A 22,162-nucleotide genomic window follows, 5' to 3' on the forward strand; every position below is an offset into this window, starting at 1 on the left:
AATGAGATGTCTACAAGGGACGAGGCCCTCGGGACGTCAAGGAGGCGGGCACTTGAAGACTCAACTCACCAGCACGTGAACCGCATCGGCCTCCTGGACCTGTCGCACCCGACCTGCCTCATGGCCCCATCGGGTACGACCGTCGCCACCTGTAGATGGCCGCCACCGCAGGCTCCCCCGCCCCAAGGCACTCCGGTCGGCCAGTCTAGCTACGCCGCTACAGCGTCCGCCGCCCCGGTTCTCCATGATGACGACCGGGCGGCGCCCGCCCTTGTCGCCCTTTGCCTCGGCGGCCCGCAGCCCGTCGCAGGTCGCTCGTACTGGAGGTCGCGCTGGAGTTCGCCGACGGCGGCGTCGGCGCACCAGGCAAGGGGGCTCTCGCAGTACCTGTATCAACAGGGTCTCCCAGACATCCCAAATGCCTGCCAACCTGGTCGAGTCGAAAGCGCCGACAACACTCCATGGACACGCACTGCGGCTTTCCCCCATCAGTTCAATGCAGCCGCCCCGAATGCGTGACCGTGTCTGCGCATTCTTTTCTCACGGCAAAAGGAACGAAGACCAATGACCGATACCCAATTCACCACTCACGCAGAACTTTTCGATCTGAGTGGAAAGTACGCCCTTGTCACTGGCGGCACCAAGGGAATTGGGATGATGATAGCGCGCGGCCTTCTCCAGGCGGGCGCCCGCGTCGTCATCAGCTCACGCAATGCAGACACGTGCGCGGAGGCACAGCGACTGCTGTCCGAATTCGGCGACGTTCGAGCAATCCCCGCCGACCTGTCCAGGCACGACGAGTGCCAGCGCCTCGCTGATCTCGTCGCGGCCGACTCGGAACGCCTGGACATCCTTGTCAACAACGCGGGAGCAATGTGGCGCGAGCCGCTGGCGACGTTCCCGGACGAGGCCTGGGACACGGTGATCGACCTCAACCTCAAGTCGCCGTTCTGGCTGGTGCAGGCGCTGCTCCCCGCGCTTCGCAGGGCGGGCACCGCCGATGATCCCGCGCGGATCATCAACATCGGCAGTATCGCCGCCATCCACGTCGCCCGGTCGCCCAACTACTCGTACGCCAGCAGCAAAGCGGCGCTCCACCAACTCACCAGAGTGCTTGCCAGCGAACTGGGCCCGCAGCACGTCACGGTGAACGCGGTAGCACCGGGAGTGTTCCCGTCGCGGATGATGGCGTCCACGCTCGATGCCATCGGCGACACGATCGCGGCGGCGACCCCTGCGCGCCGGCTCGGCCGCGACGACGACATGGCGGGTGTCGCCGTATTTCTCGCCAGCCGGGCCGGGTCCTACCTCACGGGCGCCATCATCCCGGTGGACGGCGGAATCGCGACGACCGCATCGGGTACCCCTTGAATTGCGGGACGGGTTGAATCGCGGGACGGGCTTACGGTGAGGGAATAGCCGCGATGGATCTACGCACCGGGGATTGACCCGTGGGTTCGCGGCGAACACGCGGGAGCGGCTTCGAGGCCGGCCTGGAAAAGATGCCCGCCCCCGCTCCGCGTCGAGGTGGTCTCGCTCTGTCAGGCCGGCAGGGCGATCACAGGACGAGCATGAGCTTGCCGCCGGGTCGGCGGGACTGGCTGAGCTCGGCCGCCTCCTGGATCTGGTCGAGCGTGTAGGTGCGGGCGACCGGTACGACCAAGACGCCTTCGCCGGCGAGCCGGGCGAACTCGTCCATCTGCTCATAGCGGAGCTCGGTGGTGGTCCGGACGCCCAGCTCGGCCGCGGCGGCGAAGTCCGAGACGGTGAGGACACGGTCGGGATCCCCGGTCAGCCCGATCAGGGTCGGCAGCGAGCCGCCGGCCGGGCTGGGCTGGTCGGCGCGGTCGATCCGGCCCCCGGTCGGCGCCGTGTCGAGGGCACGATCGATGTGGCCTCCGGACAGTGCCCTGACACGTTCGGCCATGCCCTCGCCGTAGGCGGTCACTTGGGCGCCGATCTCATCCAGAGCCGCTGCCCGGGTCTGCCCGGCGGTGGCGATCACCCGAATACCCCGGTGCAGCGCGAAGCGCACCGCCGCCTCGCCCACGGTGGTACCCGCGCCGTGGACGAGCAGCAGCTCACCCGGCTGGACGCCGAGGCCGTCGAGCGCGCGCCACGCCGTCTCGGCCGCCATCGGCAACGCGGCGGCCTGCTCGACGGTGACGCCTTCGGGGATACGTGCCCAGGCCGGCATCAGCGCGTACTCGGCAGCACCGGCCGTCGGACCGTCGAAGGCGGCCGGGCCGAACACGCGGTCGCCGATCCGGACGCCGGTGACGCCCTCACCGAGCGCGTCGACCGTGCCCGCGACCTCCAAGCCGAGCCCGCGCGGCAACGGCGGCAGATGGTCGGCGAGGAGACCGTCGACGACGTGCCAGTCGGCCGGTGTCAGGCCGCACGCCCCCACGGCTATCCGGATGTGGCCGGGTCCCGGCTCCGGCTGTGGGACGTCGCGGAGCACGATCACGTCCGGGGACCCGAACCGGTCGAACTGAAGAGCCTTCATGACGATCTCCCGACTGATGACAGCATCTGTTGTCATCGACGGTACCACCGTGACAACAGATGCTGTTGTCGTACCCTGGTGGGCATGCCGAGATGGGAATCCGACGCACAAGGCCGACTTGAGCGCGCGGCGCTCGACCTGTTCGAGACACAGGGGTTCGAGCGCACCTCGGTCGCGCAGATCGCGGGCGCCGCCGGCCTGAAGGAGCGCTCCTTCTACCGCTACTTCCCCGACAAGCGGGAAGTCCTCTTCGCCGGTAACGAACTTGAGGCCCACCTCGTCGCCCAAGTCGAGGCGACCGACCCTGACCTCACGCCGATCGAGGCACTGCTGACCGCACTGAGAACCGCCGAGGAGATCTTCCGCCCGCGCGAGTTCCTGCTGCGCCGCGCCAGAGTGATCGCCGCCAACCCGGCACTGGCCGAGCGCGATCTGATCAAACTCGCCGACATCGCCGACGCGCTGGCGCCGGCACTTGAGCGCCGCGGCGTCGAGCCCGGCAAGGCACGCTTCCTCATCGACGTAGTGCTGGCGATCCACCGGCGCGCCGCGTCCCGCTGGCTGGCCTCCCCGGACGCCTCCCTCTCCCAGCTCATCACCCAGGCCTCCGACGAGTTGCGCGAGGCGGTCACGCTACCGGCCCCGACGACCCGCTGAGCCGGCCCACGCCCCCCCGAAGCCGCGGACACGAAGGTGTCCCGTCCACGGCCGGCCGACATGGCCCGACCGAAATGACACCTTTAGGGCTCACCTCGGCGATACCCGGCTTCGATCTCGGCGTCCTTCTCCTACGGCATCGGGACTGCGTGCCGGTGGCACGGCCGGAGCATCAGGGACGGGTGGCGACGATCAGCGTGAGCGCGAACGCGAGCACGCTCACGAACGAAGCCGTCGTCACGGCGAGCGCGAAGACCCGGGCCAGGATCACTGCTCCCCGCCGCTCGTAGGCCGGGAAGGGAGTACGAGCCGGGTCGGCGCCGCCTCGCCGATGACGGGGCGGCCCCCGCCGCACCCCTCCGGCGCCGCCATCGTCACGTAGTCGGCGACGGTCCGGCAGTAGTCGGTATGGCCCGTCTCCTCGGTATGGCGGCGCATCCATTCCTCGACCCACTCCAGGCCGCCGGAACGGATCATCTCGCCGCAACCACTCCCCTTGCCGGGTTCTTGGCCGGTGACGCAGTCGGCTCGGTAGTCGGGGCGCGTCAGCGGGTCCGGCGTGATCTTCCACGGTACGTACCGGTAGTACCGATAGCTGCGGCTCATCGGTGCCTCCTCATGATCTGTTCGGCTTCGGGGCCGAGGAGCCGCCGGAGAAGCCGGCTCTCGTCCGGCTTTCCCGCGGCGGTTTCGATGTCCTTGATCCGCAGCGCGATCCGCCGCAACGCCGCGTCGTAGTAACCCGGTTCGGCGCACCGGGCCCGCACCGCCTCGTGCACCCGCCGCCGACTGGGCCACACGGCACGCACCGGGCGGGAGAACTGTCCATACAGCGACCACCATCGCCGGGCCCGGCGGAGCCGCCCCCGCACGGGAGGCCGCCTCACCGTCCGCCCCCGTTCCGCGGGTCGTTGACGTCGCGCGCGGTCAGCTTGACGTCCGTATCGGCCCTGCCCCGCCCTTTGCGGTGCTCGGGACATTGACACGGCGGGAAAGCGATCGAACCGGGCAGACGATCCGCCCCACTCCCCGACTCGCTCCACCAGGCCTTCGCGGCAGTCGACTTGGGGAATACGAGCACCCCGTTGATGCCGTGTTCAGCCATGATCCGAGCCAGCGCCGCTCTCGCCTGGCTCCTCACGAGAACAGCCACTTCATGCGCCCCAACGCGCTCCGTACGCGCGCCAGTACGGGCCGGTCGGTACGGCACTCACTCGCGGCCGGCCAGTCCTCTGGGGCCATGGCCCATGCGCCGCCCGCGCGGAGCATTGCGTCAACAACATCCCCTTCGCCCCCCGTTGGAGTGCTTTCACCCCAACGGGCATGACGGTTTGTGGGATGGTTCTTTCCAGCCACAACCACTCCTCTCTGTAGTGGCTCCACTACTAAGGGAGTTCATCGTGGCCCGGATTCGGGGACTCTTCAACTAATCGGAAGCGAAGGAAGGGACAGGTGGCGGCATGGTCAACCTCAAGGAATTGAACCCCGAGCGCAGCCCGCGAGAAGCGTACGGAGCCCGTGTACGCAGGCTGCGGGAGGATCGCGGGTGGAGCCAGGAAGAGCTGGCCGCGAAGACGGAGTACTCCAGTCAGCACATTTCAGCGGTCGAAACTGGCCGGAAACCGCCAACTCTCCCGTTCTCGCGCCAGATTGATATCGCGTTCGGTACCACCGACTCCGCCGAGTCGTTCGAACGCGAGTGGCGCGACATTCGGCATGGCGCGCTACTGGAGGGGTTCCCGGAGTACGTCGCGCACGAGGGTCGGGCGGTGGAGATCCGGCTGTACGAAATCGGGATCATCCCCGGACTGTTGCAGACACCGGCCTACGCACAGGTGCTGGCGGACAGCGCCGTACGACGGGGAGCAATCACTCCTGAGCAAGGAGCCGAACGAGTCTCGTTCCTGGCGGAGCGACAGGAGGCTCTAGAGCGGCATCGGCCACCCATGATGTCCGTGGTGATGGACGAGAGTTGCATCCGACGGCCCGTCGGCGGTCGCGAAGTCATGAACGCCCAGCTCGAACGGTTGGCTGAGTTCGCGAGCCTTCCCACCACGATGCTGCAAGTGGCACCGTTCGACATAGGCGAGCGAAGGCCGTTCGATCTGCCAGTCAACCTGCTGACGATGTCCGACCGGTCGGTCGTCGCCTATGCCGAGTCGCAAGCTCAAGGGCACTTGGACCGTGAGGCGGCATCCGTGCTGCCGATGCTGACGGCCTACCATCAGCTACAGGCCGAATCGCTCTCTCAGGCCGCTTCCGTGGCCGTTATTGAACAGGTACGAAAGGGCACCCCATGACCGATGCATCCCCCACTCCTCACTGGTTCAAATCCTCCTACAGCAACAACGGCGGTAACTGCATAGAGATCGCCACCAACCTCGCCGACACACACCGCGCCATCCCCATCCGCGACAGCAAGAATCCACGCGGTCCCGTGATCACCGTCCCGCCAAACGCATGGAACGCCTTCATCACCTTCGCCGCCGAACGCGACGCCTGAGCAACACGAAAGGGCACCCCCGTGACGCCCACCGAAGCACCCCACTGGATCAAGTCCTCCTACAGCGACAACGGCGGCGACTGCATAGAGATCGCCACCAACCTCGCCGACACACACCGCGCCATCCCCATCCGCGACAGCAAGAATCCACGCGGTCCCATGGTCACGGTCTCGCCAAGCGCGTGGAGCGCCTTCGTCGCCTTCACCGTCGAACGCAACGCCTGAGCAACACGAAAGGGCACCCCGTGACGTCCGCCGAAGCACCTCACTGGTTCAGATCCTCCTACAGCAGCAACGGCGGTAACTGCATAGAGATCGCCACCAACCTCGCCGACACGCACCGCGCCGTCCCCATCCGCGACAGCAAAAACCCCCACGGCCCCGTGGTTACGGTCACGCCAGCCGCGTGGAGCGCGTTCGTCACCTTCGCCACCGAACGCGACGTCTGAGCAACGCCCCACAGACGGCAACACAGAAGAGCCGCGCACCCGCCCCACCCAGGGGAACGAGTACGCGGCTCTCCTCACGAACCCAGCGGTCAGCGAACCGGCTGCCCGGCCTCCCGGAGTGCGTCCTTGACCCTGCCGATGCGCAGGTCGTCCACGAAAAAACCCGCCTCTCTCTTGCGGCCTCAGACCGTAGAGCGGCGGGGAAGCAGGAATGGGGGCACTCTGCCCCCCTAGCCGGTGAGCACCCCTACCTCATCGGCAAGCTGTAGGGCGTCGGATTTCAGCGGGCCCCGGGCGTCTTTCGCGAGGTCGCCCACGAGCACTCGCGCCGAAGGGGTGTACCGGACCGTTTCCGGTGACGCGTTCACGGCCCGCCGCATCCAGTGCAACGCACCTGCCTGGTCCCGGCGTTGGCGGTGGGCGCGGGCCAGTTCGACCAGTACGCGCGAGCGGCGTTCCACGCTCGGCATCGTGTCGAGGTCGATGGCCTCGGCGCGGTTCATCGCCGAACCCGGTGTACGGAGATCCACGCCGATGCTCACCGCGTGGAAGTCGGCGTTCGCCCGGCCGAATACGGTCCATGAGTGGACGTAGCCGTCCGGCAGACGGGTCGCCGTTCGGTCTGCCTCGTCCCAGTGCCGCCACGCGTCGCCGTCCCGCCCTTCGCGGGCGCACGTGATCGCGGCATGAAGGTGCAGGGCGCCGTACATACCTTTCAAGTCATCCGGTCCGCCGTCGAGTTGAGGGCGAATGGCCTCGGCCGCCTCCTCCGCCACCTGGATCGCCTCTTCGGCGTAGCCGGTCTCGCGGAGCCCGTTCCCGAACGCCCACGCCGCGCCCGAGAGGCTCAGCGGGTCGTCCGCGTCCTGAGCGGCTCGCCTGCCGCGGTCGGCGATGATCCAGTACAGCTCTGGTTCGACGGCGTACGCCGTGACCTGCTGGGCCAGGTGGTACACGTCGGCGAGCACGGCGTACGCCCGCCGGCGTTCCGGCCCTTCGAGGCGGCGGGGAAGCGACTGGGCGTCACGGATGAGCCCCGCCAGCAGCGCTGACACTTCGGAGCGCTGGAAGCGCGAGGTGTGCCAGAGGCGCCACGCTTCGGCGACCCTCCCCCGGAGCACGTCCACGCTCAGCGTGCCCTCGGGGGCGGCTTCGGAGAACAGTGAGCCCCGTACAGCGTCGCGGACGCCGCTCGCGCTCGGCAGCATGAGGCGGGTCCCAGGGGTGATCGGGCGCGGAGTCAGCTCGCCGGTGATCACCGACAGGTCCGAGAGCCGAAGGGCTGCCGCGACGCGTACCAGCAGGCCGTGGTCGCGAAGCTGCCGCTTGCCCTTCTCGATGCCTTTCAGCCAGTCCGGGCCGCGCCCGCACAGCCCGGCCAGCACTGGGCGGCTCATGCCGCGCCGTTCGCGGAGTCGTTGGATGCGCTCGCCTGGCGGCATGTCGTCGGGGAAGTCGGAACGGTCCGTCATTCGGTGCTCCCTGGCGCGAAGTCAAGCCCTTCTGCGCAGGGTACGCCGGAGCCCCTCTGATTGCAGGGGGCTCCGGCGTGACCGGCACGGGAGGCACCGCGTCAGCGAACCGGCTGCCCGGCCTCCCGGAGCGCGTCCTTCACCTCGCCGATGCGCAGGTCGCCGAAGTGGAAGACGGAGGCGGCCAGTACCGCGTCCGCGCCCGCCTCGACGGCCGGGGCGAAGTGTTCGAGGCGGCCCGCGCCGCCGCTGGCGATCACCGGGACGGTGACATGGCGGCGGACGGCCGCGATCATGTCGGTGTTGTAGCCGTCCTTGGTGCCGTCGGCGTCCATGGCGTTGAGCAGGATCTCCCCCGCGCCCAACTCGGCGGCGCGGTGGGCCCATTCGACGGCGTCGAGGCCCGTGCCGCGGCGGCCGCCGTGGGTGGTGACCTCGAAGCCGGACGCGGTGCCGGCGTCGGTGCGGCGGGCGTCGACGGAGAGCACGAGGACCTGGCTGCCGAACCGTTCGGCGATCTCCCGGATCAGCTCCGGCCGCTCGATGGCGGCGGTGGCGACGCCGACCTTGTCGGCTCCGGCGCGCAGCAGTCTGTCGACGTCGTCGGCGGTGCGGACGCCGCCGCCGACGGTCAGCGGGATGAAGACCTGCTCCGCGGTGCGGCGGACCACGTCGTAGGTGGTCTCCCGGTTGCCGGAGGAGGCGGTGATGTCGAGGAACGTCAGCTCGTCGGCGCCTTCCTCCCCGTAGATCTTGGCCATTTCCACGGGGTCGCCCGCGTCGCGCAGGTTCTGGAAGTTGACGCCCTTGACCACCCGGCCGCCGTCCACGTCCAGGCAGGGGATCACTCGGACCGCGAGGGTCATGGTTCAGGCTCCTCGGAATGCTTCCACTTCGATTTCGACGACCATGCGGGAGTCGACGAAGCCGGATACGACGATCATCGAGGCGGCCGGCCGGACCGCGTCGAACAGTTCTTTGTGGGCGCGGCCCACGGCGTCCACGTCACGGGCGTGTGTGAGGTACATCCGGGTGCGTACGACGTCCGCGGGGCCGAGGCCGAACTTCTCCAGGGCCTCGAAGGCCACCCCGAACGCGGTGCGGGCCTGCTCGTACGGATCGCCCTCGTGCGCGATGGAACCGTCCACGACCGAGGTGCAGCCGGAGACCAGCACCAGCCCGTTTCCGAGCCGTACGGCCCGCGAGTATCCGAAGGCTTCTTCATAAGGCGAATGGGTACTCACGCGCTGCACGGGCTCGGGTGCGGTCATACGGACACAGCCTCCAACGCTTCTTCCAAGGTGAACGCCTTGGCGTAAAGGGCCTTGCCCACGATGGCGCCTTCGACGCCCTCCGGTACCAGCGTGGCGAGCGCCCGCAGGTCGTCAAGGGAGGAGACGCCTCCGGAGGCGACGACGGGCTGGTCGGTCGCGGCGCACACGTTCTTCAGGAGCTCCAGGTTGGGACCCTGGAGCGTGCCGTCCTTGGCGATGTCGGTGACGACGTAGCGGGCGCAGCCCTCGGAGTCGAGGCGCGCGAGGGTCTCGTACAGGTCGCCGCCGTCGCGGGTCCAGCCGCGCCCGCGCAGGGTGGTGCCGCGCACATCGAGGCCGACCGCGATGCGGTCGCCGTGGTCGGCGATGATCCTGGCGACCCAGTCCGGGGACTCCAGGGCGGCGGTGCCGAGGTTGACGCGGGTGCAGCCGGTGGCGAGGGCCGCGGCGAGCGAGGCGTCGTCGCGGATGCCGCCGGAGAGCTCGACCTTGATGTCCATGGCCTGGGCGACCTCGGCGATCCGCGCCCGGTTGTCGCCGGTGCCGAAGGCCGCGTCGAGGTCCACCAGATGCAGCCACTCGGCGCCCGCCCGCTGCCAGGCGAGGGCCGCGGAGAGCGGGTCGCCGTAGGACGTCTCGGAGCCGGACTCGCCGTGTACGAGGCGTACGGCCTGGCCGTCGCGGACGTCGACGGCGGGGAGGAGTTCGAGGCGGTTGGAGCTCATGGAGGCGGGTCCTAGAGGGTCTTGAGCCAATTGGTCAGGAGCTGGGCTCCGGCGTCGCCGGACTTCTCGGGGTGGAACTGGGTGGCCCACAGCGGGCCGTTCTCGACCGCGGCGACGAACGGTTCGCCGTGCGTCGCCCAGGTGACCTTCGGGGGGTTGATGTAGTCGTTGGAGATCTCGAAGCCCCACTCGCGCACCGCGTAGGAGTGCACGAAGTAGTAGTACGCGTCGGCGTCGAGGCCCTCGAACAGCCGCGATCCGGCGGCCGGTTCGACGGTGTTCCAGCCCATGTGGGGCACGACGGGGGCCTTGAGGGGCTCGACGCTGCCGGGCCACTCGTCGAGGCCCTCGGTCTCGACGCCGTGCTCGATGCCGCGCTGGAAGAGGATCTGCATGCCGACGCAGATGCCCATGACCGGTCGGCCGCCGGCCAGCCGACGGCCGACGATCCAGTCGCCGCGGGCCTCGCGGAGCCCCGCCATGCAGGCGGCGAACGCTCCGACGCCGGGCACCAGCAGCCCGTCGGCGTTCATCGCCCGGTCGTAGTCGCGGGTGATCTCGACGTCCGCGCCGACGTGCGCGAGCGCCCGCTCGGCGGAGCGTACGTTGCCGAATCCGTAGTCGAAGACCACGACCTTCCTGGGGGAGGTCCGCATCAGTCCCAGACCCCTTGCAGCCGCATCACGCCGGCGACCAGGCACATCACGGCGCCGATCGAGACGAGCACGATGAGGCCCGTCGGCATCTTCTGCTTCCAGAAGGAGTAGACGCCGCCGGCCAGGAAGAGGCCCACGACGATCAGAATGGTGGATAGGCCGGTCACAGTGTCGTCTCTCCGTTCGCTTCTCCGCCGCCCACGCGCCCGTCGGTCACAGCGCGCCCTTCGTGGAGGGGAGGATTCCGGCGGCGCGCGGGTCGCGCTCCGCGGCGTAGCGCAGGGCCCGGGCCAGCGCCTTGAACTGGCACTCCACGATGTGGTGGGCATTGCGCCCGTACGGGACGTGGACGTGCAGCGCGACCTGGGCCTGCGCGACGAAGGACTCCAGGATGTGCCGGGTCATCGTCGTGTCGTACGTGCCGATCATCGGCGCGATGTTCTCGGGCTCCGTGTGCACCAGGTAGGGGCGGCCGGAGAGGTCGACGGTGACCTGGGCGAGGGACTCGTCCAGCGGCACCGTGCAGTTGCCGAAGCGGTAGATCCCCACCTTGTCGCCGAGCGCCTGCCGGAAGGCGGCGCCGAGCGCGAGGGCGGTGTCCTCGATGGTGTGGTGGGTGTCGATGTGCAGGTCGCCGTCGGTCTTGACCTTGAGGTCGAAGAGGCCGTGGCGGCCGAGCTGGTCGAGCATGTGGTCGTAGAAGCCGACCCCGGTCGACACGTCCACCTGTCCCGTGCCGTCGAGGTCGATCTCGACGAGGACCGAGGTCTCCTTGGTGGCGCGCTCCACGCGCCCAACGCGGCTCATCGCTTGGTCTCCTTCGTGCTGAGGTCCCTGCGGCCCTCGCGGTCCCCGCGGTCCTTGCGGTCCTTGCCGTCTCCGCTGTCCTTGAACAGCGCGCGACTGTCCCCGCCGTCCTTGAACAGCGCACGGCTGTCCTCGCGGTCCTTGAACAGCGCGCGCACCGCGTCCAGGAACGCGTCGTTCTCGGCCGGGGTGCCCGCGGTGACCCGCAGCCAGCCCGGTACACCGTTGTCGCGGACCAGGACCCCCTGGTCGAGGATGGCCTGCCAGGCGGCGTGCGCGCCGCCCTCGCCGTCGAATCGGCCGAATTGCACGAAGTTGGCGTCCGAGTCGGTGACCTGGCAGCCGATGGCGCGCAACTCCGTGACCAGGCGGTCGCGTTCGGCCTTGAGCCGCTGTACGTACCCCAGCAGCGTATCCGTGTGCTCCAGCGCGGCGAGCGCGGTGGCCTGGGTGACGGACGACAGGTGGTACGGCAGGCGGACGAGCTGGACGGCGTCCACGACGGCCGGGTCGGCGGCGAGGTAGCCCAGGCGCAGCCCGGCGGCGCCGAACGCCTTGGACATGGTGCGGGAGACGACGAGGTTGGGGCGGCCCTCGATGAGCGGGAGCAGCGAGGGGCGGTGGCTGAACTCGCCGTACGCCTCGTCCACGACGACGAGCGCGCCGCGCCCGCCGCGGGCCGCCTGGGCCGCGTCGTGCAGCCGCAGCACGGTCTCCGCCTCGACGGCGGTGCCGGTGGGGTTGTTGGGCGAGCAGACGAAGACCGCGTCGGGCCGCTGCTCGCCGATGGCCCGTACGGCGGCGTCGACGTCGATGGTGAAGTCGTCGTTGCGGGGGCCGGAGATCCAGCCGGTGCCGGTGCCCCGCGAGATGAGCGCGTGCATCGAGTACGAGGGCTCGAAGCCGATCGCCGTGCGGCCGGGCCCGGCGAAGGTCTGGAGCAGCTGCTGGATGATCTCGTTGGAGCCGTTGGCCGCCCAGACGTTCTCGGTGGCGACGCGGTGTCCCGCGGTGCGCGTGAGGTACGCGGCGAGTTCGCGGCGCAGCTCGACGGCGTCCCGGTCGGGGTACCGGTTGAGGGAGCGGGCGGCCTCGCCGACGCGCTCGGCGATCCGCCGCACGAGCGGCTCGGGCAGCGGGTACGGGCTCTCGTTGGTGTTCAGACGTACGGGCACGTCGAGCTGGGGCGCCCCGTAGGGGGACTTGCCGCGCAGCTCGTCCCGGATGGGGAGATCGTCAATCCCGGTCACTTACTCGGGCACCTTCCAGTCGAACCTCGCCTTGAGCGCGGCTCCGTGTGCGGGCAGATCCTCGGCTTCGGCGAGCGTCACCACATGGCGGGTGACCTCGGCGAGCGCGTCGCGGGTGTAGTCCACGACATGGATGCCGCGCAGGAAGGACTGGACGGACAGGCCGGAGGAGTGGCAGGCGCAGCCGCCGGTGGGCAGCACGTGGTTGGAGCCGGCGCAGTAGTCGCCGAGGGAGACGGGCGCGTACGGGCCGACGAAGACGGCGCCCGCGTTGCGGACCCGGGCGGCGACCTGGGCCGCGTTCTCGGTCTGGATCTCCAGGTGCTCGGCGGCGTAGGCGTCGACGACGGCGAGGCCGTGGTCGAGGGAGTCGACGAGGACGATGCCGGACTGGCGGCCGGCGAGCGCCTCGGTGATCCGCTCGCGGTGCTTGGCGGCGGCGACCTGGGTGGTCAGCGCGGCCTCGACGGCTTCGGCGAGCGCTTCGGAGGGCGTGACGAGGACGGCGGCGGCCAGCGTGTCGTGCTCGGCCTGGCTGATCAGGTCGGCGGCGACGTGCGCGGCGTCGGCGGTGTCGTCGGCGAGGACGGCGATCTCGGTCGGCCCGGCCTCGGCGTCGATGCCGATACGGCCCTTGAGCAGGCGCTTGGCGGCGGCGACCCAGATGTTGCCGGGGCCGGTGACGAGCTGGGCGGGGCGGCACTCGTCGGTGCCGTACGCGAACATCGCGATGGCCTGGGCGCCGCCCGCCGCGTACACCTCGTCGACGCCGAGCAGCGCGCACGCGGCGAGGATCGTCGGGTGCGGCAGGCCGCCGAAGTCCTTCTGCGGCGGGGAGGTCACGGCGAGCGAGCCGACGCCCGCCTCCTGGGCGGGCACGACGTTCATGACGACGGAGGAGGGGTAGACGGCGTTGCCGCCCGGTACGTACAGGCCGACGCGCTCGACGGGGACCCAGCGCTCGGTGACCGTGCCGCCGGGCACGACCTTGACGGTCGTGTCGGTGCGGCGCTGCTCGCGGTGGACGAGGCGGGCGCGCCTGATCGATTCCTCAAGGGCAGCCCGTACGTCCTGATCGAGGCCCGCAAGGGCGCTCGTGATGGCCTCGGCGGGCACCCGGACGCGGTCGATCCGCACGCCGTCGAAGCGCTCCGCGTAGTCGATCAGCGCCGCGGTGCCCCGATGATGCACGTCCTCGCAGATGGGCCGCACCTTCTCCAGGGCGGCCTCGACGTCGAGTTCGGCTCGGGGCAGCAGGTCGCGGTCGATGACGGCCTCGGGGGAACCCTCGGCCGCGGCGGCGCCGCGCAGATCGATTCGGGAGATCACACGGTCAATTGTCTCAGACGGTCTCCGGCGGCCGACGCCCCGTATCACTCACTGATATGAACGGACCGCGTTCTCTCTCACCCCACGCGTTCAAGCAGTCACTCAGCGGGAATGGGGTGCCGTACAGGCGTACGGCGATTTCCGAGGGGGTGTGGCCATGTCCGAGCCGCCCAGCGAGCCGCCCGCCGGTCTTGAACTCACCACGGCCGAATGGGGCATGTGGCAGGCGTTCCGCAACGGCAGCACGCACGACCTGCGCACCCCCCACCCCGAGCAGAACGATCCGACGGGCCCGCACACCTGGGGCCCCGAGCGCACGGTGCGGGCGCGGGTCGTCGCGCTGCTCATGCTCAACGGCCCGCCCGCCCAGCCGGGCCGGGTCTCCTCGCTGAAGCTGATAGGGGCGCAGATCAGCGGGGTGCTGAACATCTCCGGCGGCACGGTCGTCCCGTACGTCGAGATGCAGAACTGCCGGTTCGAGGAGCAGGTCCTGCTGCCCGAGTCGCGGTTCACCACGCTGCGCCTCATCGGCTGCTCGATACCCCGGCTGGAGGCGGCGCGGCTCACCACGGAGGGCGATCTGCACCTGCCGCGCTGCACGGTGGAGAACGGCATCCGCCTCACCGACGCGCACATCGGCACGGACCTGCTGCTCAACCAGCTCACCGTGCACAAGGACCGGCACGACCGGTCCATCGCCGCGGACGGGCTGACCGTCGCGCAGGACCTCCAGGCCGAGATGATGGAGTCGTACGGCGAGCTGAGCCTGCGCGGCGCGAAGATCGGCGTCTCGCTGAGCTTCCGCGGCTCCCGGCTCAACAACCCGTTCGGCCGACGCGCGCTCAACGCCCCGCAGCTGACCGTCGAGCGGACCCTCTACATGACGGCGGCGGGGCTGACCGGCGCATCGCCCTTCAGCAGCGGCACCACCCCGCCGTACGGCATCCCCGTCACCCCCGAGCGCGGTACGCGCATGCAGCCGTTCGAATGCCAGGGCGGGGTGCGGCTCGACGACGGGCGGTTCGGCGACGCGATCGACTTCAGCCAGGCGCGGTTCGTCATGGAGACCGAGCAGGAGCTGTCGCTGCGCCGCATCCAGACGCCCGAGCTGCGCTTCCTCGGCGAGGCCCAGCAGCGCGGGCGGGTCGTCCTGTCCGGCGCCAAGGTCGGCAATCTCATCGACCGGGCGTCGAGCTGGCCGGGGCCGGGCGGCCTGGTGATGGCCGGGTTCGCCTACGAGACCCTGATCCCGCACGGCCACTTCCCGCTGTCCCGGCGGCTGGAGTGGGTGGCGGCCGCGACCCCGGAGTACGCGCCGGAGCCGTACGAGCAGCTGGCCGGGGCGCTGCGCAGCAGCGGCGAGGACGCGGACGCGCGGGAGGCGCTGCTCGCCAAGCAGCGCCGCCGCCGGGAGACGCTGCCGCTCGCCGGGAAGGCGTGGGGCTACCTCCAGGACTGGACGGTGGCCTACGGCTACAAGCCGGGCCGCGCCCTGGTGTGGATGGGCGTGCTGTGGGCTCTCGGCGCGCTGTACTTCTCGCTGAATCCGCCGGCCGCCCTGGTCCGCGGCCAGGCCCCGCACTGGAACGCGCCGCTGTACGCCCTGGACCTGCTGCTCCCCGTCATCGACCTGGGCCAGGACACGTACTGGAGGCCGCTCGGCGTCGCCCAATGGGCGGCCACCGCCCTCATCCTGCTCGGCTGGATACTCGCCACCACGGTGGCCGCCGGAGCGACCCGCTTGCTCCGCCGCCAGTGAAACGGCGGACGGGATTCCTCCGGCGGCTATTAGGCTTGCGGGCTGTGACCACCGCGCGCCTTCCGCTCTTCCCGTTGAACTCGGTGCTGTTCCCGGGCCTCGTGATGCCCCTGAACGTCTTCGAGCAGCGGTACCGCGCGCTGATGCGCGACCTTTCGGAGCTCCCGGAGGAGGAGCCGCGCCGCTTCGGGGTCGTCGCCATCCGCGACGGCCGCGAGGTGGCGTTCAGCGCTCCGGGCCTGCCGGACGAGACGGGCCGGCTGGAGCGCGGCCCGGGCGCCGGGTTCGGCGCCGACCCGATGACCGCCTTCTACTCGGTGGGCTGCGCGGCGGACGCCGCCACCATCCGGGAGCGCGAGGACGGCTCGTACGAGGTCCTGGCCACCGGCACCACCCGGTTCCGGCTGCTGTCCGTCGACACGAGCGGCTCGTATCTGATGGGTGAGGTCGAGGAGGTCGAGGAGGAGCAGGGCGACGGGGCCGGAGCGCTCGCCTCCGGTGTCGTACGGGCCTTCCGCACGTACCAGAAGCGGCTGGCCGGAGCGCGCGAGCGGTCCCTGTCGGGCGAGACGGACCTGCCGGACGAACCGGCGGTGCTGTCGTATCTGGTCGCGGCCGCGGCGGTGCTGGACACCCCGACCAAGCAGCGGCTGCTCCAGGCCCCGGACACCGCGTCGCGGCTGGCGGAGGAGCTGAAGGTGCTGCGCGCGGAGGCGGCGGTGATCGGTAAGCTCCCGTCGGTGCCCGCCGTGGAGCTGACACGCCGGCCGACCAGCCCGAACTGACGGCGCGGCGCCGCAGCAGCGCCCCCTACCGCAGAGACCGACTGCGGAGAACCCCGGAGAGCCCCGGTGAAGAAGTCCAAGAAGCAGCAGTCCGGCGGCACGCCCGCCACCGTCGCCCTCACCGCCACCGGCACCCCCTTCACCCTGCACGCGTACGAGCACGACCCCGCCGCCGCGTCCTACGGCGAGGAGGCCGCGCAGGCGCTCGGCGTCGACCCGGGCCAGGTCTTCAAGACCCTCGTGGCCGAGGTGGACGGGGCGCTGACGGTGGCCGTGGTGCCGGTCTCCGGCTCGCTGGACCTCAAGGCGCTGGCCTCGGCGGTGGGCGGCAAGCGCGCGGCGATGGCCGACCCGGCGGCGGCCGAGCGGACCACCGGTTACGTGCGGGGCGGCATCTCGCCGCTGGGGCAGCGCAAGAAGCTGCCGACGGCGCTGGACGCCTCCGCGAACGGGTACTCCACGATCTGCGTCTCGGCGGGGCGCCGGGGCCTGGAGGTCGAACTGGCGCCGGCCGATCTGGCGGCGCTCACGGGCGCGGTGGTCGCGCCGATCGCGCGCGCTTGAACGCCGAGGGCCTCAGGCCCTGAACCTGCGGTTCCTCTGGACCGGTGCGGTCCGTTCGGCTAGGACCGAGGGGCGGGCCGCCGCACGGGCGCCCGCTCAGGGAGGGCCGCTCATGTCCAAGCGCACCCGCAAGCGCCGCTGGCGGATCAAGAAGAACAAGTCGAACCACGGGAAGCGCCCCGCGTAGGCACCGCGTGCGAGGCACCGCCTCGGGGCCGGCCCGGCGCTCGGGCCGGCCTGGTGGACGCGTGCCGACGGCCGTTTCGTAAGGGGCCGCAGCGTGTCAGCGGCCGTCCTGGAACGGCGCCGGTGCGGGCCACTGCGGTTCGGGCTCGGGGTCGCGGGGGCCGAACAGCGCGGTCAGCACCAGATGCACGACCATCGCCACGAACGGCCAAGCCAGCAGCGTGCCCATCGCGCTGAGCTTGAGGGGCGCGTCGAAGGCCACGCCCTTGCCGGCCGAACGGGCGGCGGCGACGATGTCGGTCTCGGGGCCGAGCCAGACGCCCAACCGCCAGGCGATCACGGAGGCGAGCAGCCCGCCGACCGCGAGCCCGACGACCAGGGCGATGCCGCCGCGGCGGCGGAGCCAGAAGACGACGGCCGCGCTGAGCACGCCGAAGCCGAGCGCCAGCAGGACGAAGGTGCCGTCCATGCCGATCGCCTGCTCGCCCTCGGGGTCCTTGAGGTAGACGGCCCGGTCGTCGGAGATCAGCGGTATGCGCGGCGCGAGCCAGAGCCACAGCAGCCCCAGCAGCACCCCGGCCACGGCCACGGCCACCGCGACGACCGCCGCCTGCCGCAGCTCGCGGGCCGTCCCCGGGTCCGTCGGCTCCTGCTGCGCGGAAGGGTGCGCGCCCCCGGCCGGGGGCTGTTCGGGCGGCTGCTCGTGCGGCGTCAACGGTGCGGTCACCCCGCCATCGTGCCAGGTCGGCGACGTACGGTCGGCAGCAGGACGGGTCCCCCGGCGCGTCATCGGACGGCCGCCCGGCGGTACGCCCAGGTCGCGACGGCCAGCGACACCACGCCGACCCCCGCGCAGACCCCCAGGTCCGCGCCGACCGCGAGCCAGTCGGGGCTCGCGTCGAAGCAGCGGGCGAGCGCCTCCACGCCGTAGGTGGACGGCAGCAGGTCGCGCGCGAGACCGAGCACGGCGGGCAGGTGCGCGGCCGGCAGCACACCGAGCAGCAGCGCCGCCGACATGCCCAACTGCCCGCACAGAGTGGCCAGTTCCTGGCGCGGGGCGAGCAGCCCGAGCGCGGCGCCGAGCCCCGCGAGCGCCGCTCCGGCGAGCGGGATCACGGCGACGAGCACCCACAGATGGGTCAGCGGCAGCTTGAACAGCACACTGCCGACGACCGCCGTGACGGCCGTGCCGGGCACCGTGAAGGACGCGTACGCGCCGGCCGCGCCGAGCACCACGGCGGCCGGGGGCACCGGCAGCGTGGCGTAGTGGTCGAGGCCGCCGCTGGCCCGCAGCTGACCGAAGTACTGGGCGAGCAGGTTGAGCGCGACGAACGCGACGACCAGCACGCTGGAGCCCGCCACCACGGCGCGCGCCTCGTCGCCGCCGTCGACCACCCCGCGCATCAGGATCATGATCCCGACCGACTGGAAGGTGGCCACGAACAGCAGCGGGATGCGCGCCACCCGCGCCCGCGAGAGCTGCGCCCGGTACACGGCCGCGAGCGACGGCAGCAGCCGGGCCCGGGGCGCGAGCGGAGCGGCCCCGCCGCCGCCCCACGGATGGGGCTCGGCCTCGGGTTCGGTCCGGACGCCTCCGGTCACCGCCTCGGCGGACACGGCACTCACGTTGCGCTGCTCCCCTTCGCTACGGACCGCTCGGCGGCGGCGCCCGGCCGCCGCCGTACCTCTGCCTCGGATGTCCCCGGCCTCCGCCGTACCTCTTCCCCGGATGCCCCCGGGCCCCCGCGCGCCGCCTCGCGGCTCACCCCTTCACCAGCCCCTCCGCCCGGCCGCCGAGGGCCAGGTACACGTCCTCCAGGCTGGGTGTGGCGAGCGTGAAGTCGTCGAGGGCCGAGAAGGCGGGGCCGCCGGTCACGGCGGCGACGGCGGCACGGGCCTCGGCCGGGCCGAGCCGCAGCGTCCAGCGGCGGCCCGCCTCGGTCGCGCCGTCGCGCAGCGCGGCCACCTCCGGTACGTCCAGCGGCGGCGCGTCGCGCCACACCAGCTCCACCCGCACCTCGTCGGCGACGAGCGCCTTGAGCCCGGCGGGCGTGTCGCAGGCGATGATCCGGCCGCGCTCCAGCACGGCGACCCGGTCGAGTACGGTCTCGGCCTCGATGACGTTGTGGGTCACGAGCAGCACGGTCGCGCCGTGCTCGGCGCGGCGGCGGTCGACGGCGGCCCAGACGGCCCGGCGGGCGACCGGGTCCATGCCGGTGGTGGGCTCGTCGAGGACGAGCACGGGGCGCTCCCCCACCAGTGCCGCGGCGAAGCAGGCGAGCCGGCGCTGGCCGCCGGAGAGCTTCTTCAGCGGGCGGCCGGCGATGGGGGCGAGCCCCAGTTCGTCGAGGACCGCGTCGCGCTCGGCGCGGGCCGTGCGCAGGTCCAGGCCGCGCAGCCGGCCGGTGGTCTCGGCGGCGAGGGAGACGGTCAGCTCGTCCAGCGCGCTGGACTCCTGGCCGAGGTAGCCGATCAGCCGGGAGGCGCGCTCGGGGTGGCGGACCAGGTCGTGTCCGAGGAGTTCGACGCTGCCGCCGTCGGGCCGCAGCAGGCCGGTGAGCTGCCGGACGAGGGTGGACTTCCCGGCGCCGTTGGGGCCGAGCAGCCCGAAGATCTCGCCGCGCCGCACATCGAGGTCGACGCCGTCGCTGGCCCGTACGGCGGGGGCGCCGGCCCTGCCGCGGCGGCCGCGTGCGGCGGGATAGGTCTTGACCAGGCCGCGCACGGTGCACACCGCGTCGCCCGTCACCTCGCCGCCGGAGCTCCGCTCCGGCACTCTCGCGCCCGTCCTCACGAGCTACGAGGGTACGCGCCCGTGCGCCCCCGCCCGTCCGCGGGTCCGCCCGCGCCGCGCCGCCTCCCGGCTTCCGCCCGCCCCCGGCCATGCCCACGAGTCCGCCCGCGGGCCGCGCCCGTACGCGGGCCCGTACGCGCGCCGCACCCGGCTCCCGCTGCCGGAGCGGCCGGGCCGAGCGGGCCGAACGTTGGTCAAGCCGCCCGGCCGGGGGCTCTCACTCCCCCGCCGGGGAGTGCTCGGCGGCCGTGCGGGAGTCGAGCTCGCGCCAGAATCCGGCGCGGATCGCGTAGCGGTCGTGCTCGTCGATCTGGTCGTCCTTGTGCGCCAGGAGGCCGAAACGGGCGGCGTAGCGCAGCAGCTCCCCGTCGATGCGGTGCGGGATGCGGGGATATTCGGTGGAGATCAGCTGCATGTGGGCGGCGTCGGAGAGTCGCTCCGTCCAGCGCCGCGCGAAGACCTGGCCGACCTCGAAGGGGTCGCCGCCGACGGTGGTGATGTCCTCTTCCCGGTCGGCCCAGCGCTGCTCGGCGCTGGTGAGCTGCGCGAGCGTCGGCAGGGACGCGGTCTCGGACGGCTCGCCGCCGCTCGGACCGGAGCCCCGCTCGACCCAGCCCTTGTCGGAGGACCAGCGCAGGGTGGCGCTGGGCACCGGGTGCTGGACCGGCGGGGAGCCGGAGACGCGTCCCGGGCCGAGGCCGGCGAGGTCCTTGGGGGTGGGCACGCCCTTGCCGCCCGCCGGCTCGGCGGCCGTGGCCGGGTCGGGCCGCGACCGTGGGTCGTCGTCGGCGGGGCCGGACGGGGGGCCCGCGCCGTTGCGCTGGGGCGTCCGCTCGACCGTGCCGTTGCCGGAGACGGCGGCAGCGGCGGCGGCCGTCTCGGGCAGCGGCGCGGAGAGGATGGCGGCGATCTCCGGGCGGGGCACGGGCGGCGGCGCGCAGGCCCCGCTGAGCTCCTTGGTCCGTACGGCCCTGGTGATCCACGTGCGGTCCAGGACGCGTCGCTCGTCCGCCTCGGCGACGAGGTCCTCGGACTGGTTGTAGTCGCCGTCGGCGGCCTGCAAGGCCCACAGGTGGACGGCGACGCCGTGCTCCTTGGCGGACATCAGGCCGGGCAGCAGGTCGCCGTCGCCGGTGACGAGCACGATGTCGGAGCAGGCACGGTTGCGGGCGAGCTCGGTGAGCTCGGCGTGCATCGCGGCGTCCACCCCCTTCTGCGCCCAGCGCCCGTCGCTGCGGGTCAGGGCCCCCAGCCGCACCGTGACGCGCGGCATGACGCGCAGCCGCCGGTGTTCGGGCTGCGGCACCCGGTCGGGAGCGCCGTCGAACCAGTAGATGCGCAGGAGGGGCTGTTCGGTCTCCGCCTCCGCGCGTTCCCGCAGCCCCTGGATGAGGGTCGCGTGGTCGACGGTGATGCGTGATCGCGCCGGCTCCCCGGCCAGCAGGCTCGCGGCGGCGCCCAGCAGATAGCCGGCGTCCACCAGGACGACGCAGCGGTCCACGTTCCACCCTCTTTCCTGGAGTCCAGACGTTCGGTCGCCCCCCGGTACAGCTGTGCCCCGGACTTTTCCTTCGGCTTTCCTTCGAGTCTGCCCGACCGTGCCGGGGTTATCAGCGGGAACTCGATCATCGGCGTGGCGGAAATCATGTGTGCTGCGCAATTAATCGGTTCACTCACGGTAATTGCCCGAAATGCGGTGCGGTACGGGTCATGCCACCGTGTTTTCGGGGGGCGACCCCGACTGGAGGCATGACGATGAGCAAGCACAAGAACCGCGACCGCAACAAGCACCAGGCGCGGAGTGCGGCGGAGCGCGGCGCGGAGGAGTCGAAGAACACCTCCATGGAGGCTCAGTCCGAGCAGATGCAGACCCAGGCCAGCCCGTCGAACATGGCTCACAAGGGGCGAGAGCGGCGGTTCGGCCACAACTGACCGGACGCACTGAGCGTACGAGGGGCGCACCCGGTATCGGGTGCGCCCCTTATTTCTGTCCTATTTCTGGACTGATTCTGTCCCGCGTGATCCGGTTCTGTCCCACGCGATCCGGCCGCCCGCGAGATATACAGGCTTTCGGCCGGGCAGACCGCGGGTTATCCGGCCAGGCAGGCCGGGCCCAGCAGCACCTTGAGATCGCCGAAGAGCGCGGGGTCCGGGTTGACGCGGTGCCGGTCGAGCCGCAGGACGGTGTTCTTGCGCGCGCCCAGGAGCTTGATCCGCACCTCTGTGGAGCCGCGGTGGTGGCTGAGCACCTGGCCGAGCTTCTCCACGAGCGGCGGGGTGACCTTCACCGTGGGGATGGTGATGAGCACGGGTGCGTTGGTCCCGGCGTTCGAGAGGTCGGGGACCATCATCTCCATGGCGACGAGGCGCGGGACGTCCTCGCGCTTGTCGAGGCGGCCCTTGACGAAGACGACGGTGTCCTCGACGAGCTGGGTGGAGACGA

Annotated in this window: 26 protein-coding genes and 1 pseudogene; 10 read left to right on the top strand and 17 right to left on the bottom strand. The window is 71.4% G+C overall.

Annotated elements, in window-relative coordinates; translation table 11 throughout:
* Positions 1-564: 564 nt before the first annotated feature.
* Positions 565-1,371, top strand: coding sequence for an SDR family oxidoreductase (locus AB0I22_RS24985; protein ID WP_363133119.1), 807 nt, complete (start codon positions 565-567; stop codon positions 1,369-1,371).
* A 187-nt stretch (positions 1,372-1,558) separates the two neighbouring features.
* On the opposite strand, the gene AB0I22_RS24990 is transcribed toward AB0I22_RS24985, so the two are convergent.
* Positions 1,559-2,509, bottom strand: coding sequence for an NADP-dependent oxidoreductase (locus AB0I22_RS24990; protein ID WP_363133120.1), 951 nt, complete (start codon positions 2,507-2,509; stop codon positions 1,559-1,561).
* Between the two features lie 84 nt (positions 2,510-2,593).
* On the opposite strand from AB0I22_RS24990, the gene AB0I22_RS24995 reads away from it, so the two are divergent.
* Positions 2,594-3,166, top strand: a complete 573-nt coding sequence (locus AB0I22_RS24995) for a TetR family transcriptional regulator (RefSeq protein ID WP_363133121.1) — start codon at positions 2,594-2,596, stop codon at positions 3,164-3,166.
* Positions 3,167-3,433: 267 nt separating this feature from the next.
* On the opposite strand, the gene AB0I22_RS25000 is transcribed toward AB0I22_RS24995, so the two are convergent.
* Both AB0I22_RS25000 and AB0I22_RS25005 read right to left on the bottom strand, forming a co-directional pair.
* The gene (locus AB0I22_RS25000; RefSeq protein ID WP_363133122.1) at positions 3,434-3,772 is read right to left on the bottom strand and encodes a hypothetical protein; all 339 of its coding nucleotides are present in this window, start codon (positions 3,770-3,772) and stop codon (positions 3,434-3,436) included.
* Positions 3,769-3,966 carry a hypothetical protein gene (locus AB0I22_RS25005; protein WP_363133123.1) on the bottom strand — a complete coding sequence of 66 codons (198 nt, stop codon included), beginning with the start codon at positions 3,964-3,966 and terminating at the stop codon, positions 3,769-3,771. The genes AB0I22_RS25000 and AB0I22_RS25005 overlap by 4 nt, the downstream gene beginning before the upstream one ends.
* A gap of 660 nt (positions 3,967-4,626) precedes the next feature.
* Between AB0I22_RS25005 and AB0I22_RS25010 the strand changes: the two genes are divergently transcribed.
* From AB0I22_RS25010 to AB0I22_RS25025, 4 genes are read left to right on the top strand one after another with little or no spacing between them, the layout of a single operon-like run.
* A complete protein-coding gene (locus AB0I22_RS25010) occupies positions 4,627-5,466 on the top strand; it encodes a helix-turn-helix transcriptional regulator (RefSeq protein WP_363133124.1) in 840 nt (279 codons plus the stop codon).
* Entirely contained in the window at positions 5,463-5,669 is a 207-nt protein-coding gene (locus AB0I22_RS25015) for a DUF397 domain-containing protein (protein WP_363133125.1), read from the top strand. Before AB0I22_RS25010 ends, AB0I22_RS25015 begins: the two co-directional genes overlap by 4 nt.
* 21 nt (positions 5,670-5,690) lie before the next feature.
* Positions 5,691-5,894 (top strand): DUF397 domain-containing protein, encoded by a 204-nt coding sequence (locus tag AB0I22_RS25020; RefSeq protein ID WP_363133126.1) that lies wholly within the window; start codon positions 5,691-5,693, stop codon positions 5,892-5,894.
* A gap of 20 nt (positions 5,895-5,914) precedes the next feature.
* Positions 5,915-6,118: a DUF397 domain-containing protein gene (locus AB0I22_RS25025; RefSeq protein ID WP_363133127.1), complete on the top strand. Its 204-nt coding sequence runs from the start codon at positions 5,915-5,917 to the stop codon at positions 6,116-6,118.
* A 230-nt stretch (positions 6,119-6,348) separates the two neighbouring features.
* Here the strand turns inward: AB0I22_RS25025 and AB0I22_RS25030 are convergent, their stop codons facing one another.
* The 9 genes from AB0I22_RS25030 to hisD form a co-directional block, all read right to left on the bottom strand.
* On the bottom strand, positions 6,349-7,590 hold the full coding sequence (locus AB0I22_RS25030) for a helix-turn-helix transcriptional regulator (RefSeq protein WP_363133128.1): 1,242 nt from the start codon (positions 7,588-7,590) through the stop codon (positions 6,349-6,351).
* A gap of 101 nt (positions 7,591-7,691) precedes the next feature.
* Positions 7,692-8,456: an imidazole glycerol phosphate synthase subunit HisF gene (gene hisF, locus AB0I22_RS25035; protein WP_363133129.1), complete on the bottom strand. Its 765-nt coding sequence runs from the start codon at positions 8,454-8,456 to the stop codon at positions 7,692-7,694.
* Between the two features lie 3 nt (positions 8,457-8,459).
* Positions 8,460-8,861, bottom strand: coding sequence for a RidA family protein (locus AB0I22_RS25040; protein ID WP_363133130.1), 402 nt, complete (start codon positions 8,859-8,861; stop codon positions 8,460-8,462).
* Positions 8,858-9,589 carry a bifunctional 1-(5-phosphoribosyl)-5-((5-phosphoribosylamino)methylideneamino)imidazole-4-carboxamide isomerase/phosphoribosylanthranilate isomerase PriA gene (gene priA, locus AB0I22_RS25045; RefSeq protein WP_363133131.1) on the bottom strand — a complete coding sequence of 244 codons (732 nt, stop codon included), beginning with the start codon at positions 9,587-9,589 and terminating at the stop codon, positions 8,858-8,860. The genes AB0I22_RS25040 and priA overlap by 4 nt, the downstream gene beginning before the upstream one ends.
* A gap of 11 nt (positions 9,590-9,600) precedes the next feature.
* Positions 9,601-10,245, bottom strand: coding sequence for an imidazole glycerol phosphate synthase subunit HisH (hisH, locus tag AB0I22_RS25050; RefSeq protein ID WP_363133132.1), 645 nt, complete (start codon positions 10,243-10,245; stop codon positions 9,601-9,603).
* Positions 10,245-10,412, bottom strand: coding sequence for a hypothetical protein (locus AB0I22_RS25055; RefSeq protein ID WP_363133133.1), 168 nt, complete (start codon positions 10,410-10,412; stop codon positions 10,245-10,247). The genes hisH and AB0I22_RS25055 overlap by 1 nt, the downstream gene beginning before the upstream one ends.
* A 46-nt stretch (positions 10,413-10,458) precedes the next feature.
* Entirely contained in the window at positions 10,459-11,052 is a 594-nt protein-coding gene (hisB, locus tag AB0I22_RS25060; RefSeq protein WP_363133134.1) for an imidazoleglycerol-phosphate dehydratase HisB, read from the bottom strand.
* Positions 11,049-12,302, bottom strand: coding sequence for a histidinol-phosphate transaminase (locus tag AB0I22_RS25065; RefSeq protein WP_363133135.1), 1,254 nt, complete (start codon positions 12,300-12,302; stop codon positions 11,049-11,051). The genes hisB and AB0I22_RS25065 overlap by 4 nt, the downstream gene beginning before the upstream one ends.
* On the bottom strand, positions 12,303-13,631 hold the full coding sequence (gene hisD, locus AB0I22_RS25070; RefSeq protein WP_363133136.1) for a histidinol dehydrogenase: 1,329 nt from the start codon (positions 13,629-13,631) through the stop codon (positions 12,303-12,305). It lies immediately after the preceding gene.
* A 157-nt stretch (positions 13,632-13,788) separates the two neighbouring features.
* Between hisD and AB0I22_RS25075 the strand changes: the two genes are divergently transcribed.
* The 3 genes from AB0I22_RS25075 (at position 13,789) to ybaK (ending at position 16,739) form a co-directional block, all read left to right on the top strand.
* Positions 13,789-15,390 (top strand): oxidoreductase, encoded by a 1,602-nt coding sequence (locus tag AB0I22_RS25075; RefSeq protein WP_363133137.1) that lies wholly within the window; start codon positions 13,789-13,791, stop codon positions 15,388-15,390.
* 44 nt (positions 15,391-15,434) lie between these two features.
* On the top strand, positions 15,435-16,175 hold the full coding sequence (locus tag AB0I22_RS25080; protein WP_363133138.1) for an LON peptidase substrate-binding domain-containing protein: 741 nt from the start codon (positions 15,435-15,437) through the stop codon (positions 16,173-16,175).
* Between the two features lie 66 nt (positions 16,176-16,241).
* Positions 16,242-16,739, top strand: coding sequence for a Cys-tRNA(Pro) deacylase (gene ybaK, locus AB0I22_RS25085; RefSeq protein ID WP_363133139.1), 498 nt, complete (start codon positions 16,242-16,244; stop codon positions 16,737-16,739).
* Between the two features lie 283 nt (positions 16,740-17,022).
* Here ybaK and AB0I22_RS25090 read toward each other — a convergent pair whose 3' ends face one another.
* The 4 genes from AB0I22_RS25090 to AB0I22_RS25105 form a co-directional block, all read right to left on the bottom strand.
* Positions 17,023-17,652, bottom strand: coding sequence for an ABC transporter permease (locus AB0I22_RS25090; protein WP_363133140.1), 630 nt, complete (start codon positions 17,650-17,652; stop codon positions 17,023-17,025).
* A gap of 59 nt (positions 17,653-17,711) precedes the next feature.
* Complete coding sequence (locus AB0I22_RS25095) at positions 17,712-18,551, bottom strand: ABC transporter permease (protein WP_363133141.1); 840 nt, start codon at positions 18,549-18,551, stop codon at positions 17,712-17,714.
* Positions 18,552-18,687: 136 nt separating this feature from the next.
* Positions 18,688-19,659, bottom strand: a complete 972-nt coding sequence (locus AB0I22_RS25100) for an ABC transporter ATP-binding protein (RefSeq protein WP_363133149.1) — start codon at positions 19,657-19,659, stop codon at positions 18,688-18,690.
* 277 nt (positions 19,660-19,936) lie between these two features.
* Complete coding sequence (locus AB0I22_RS25105; protein WP_363133142.1) at positions 19,937-21,220, bottom strand: NYN domain-containing protein; 1,284 nt, start codon at positions 21,218-21,220, stop codon at positions 19,937-19,939.
* Between the two features lie 254 nt (positions 21,221-21,474).
* On the opposite strand from AB0I22_RS25105, the gene AB0I22_RS25110 reads away from it, so the two are divergent.
* On the top strand, positions 21,475-21,651 hold the full coding sequence (locus tag AB0I22_RS25110) for a hypothetical protein (protein WP_363133143.1): 177 nt from the start codon (positions 21,475-21,477) through the stop codon (positions 21,649-21,651).
* A 158-nt stretch (positions 21,652-21,809) separates the two neighbouring features.
* On the opposite strand, the pseudogene AB0I22_RS25115 reads toward AB0I22_RS25110, so the two are convergent.
* Positions 21,810-22,162: pseudogene (locus tag AB0I22_RS25115) on the bottom strand (DNA polymerase III subunit alpha); the annotation flags it as partial.

Origin of the sequence: Streptomyces sp. NPDC050610, from assembly GCF_040654875.1 — a bacterium.
Lineage (GTDB): Bacteria > Actinomycetota > Actinomycetes > Streptomycetales > Streptomycetaceae > Streptomyces.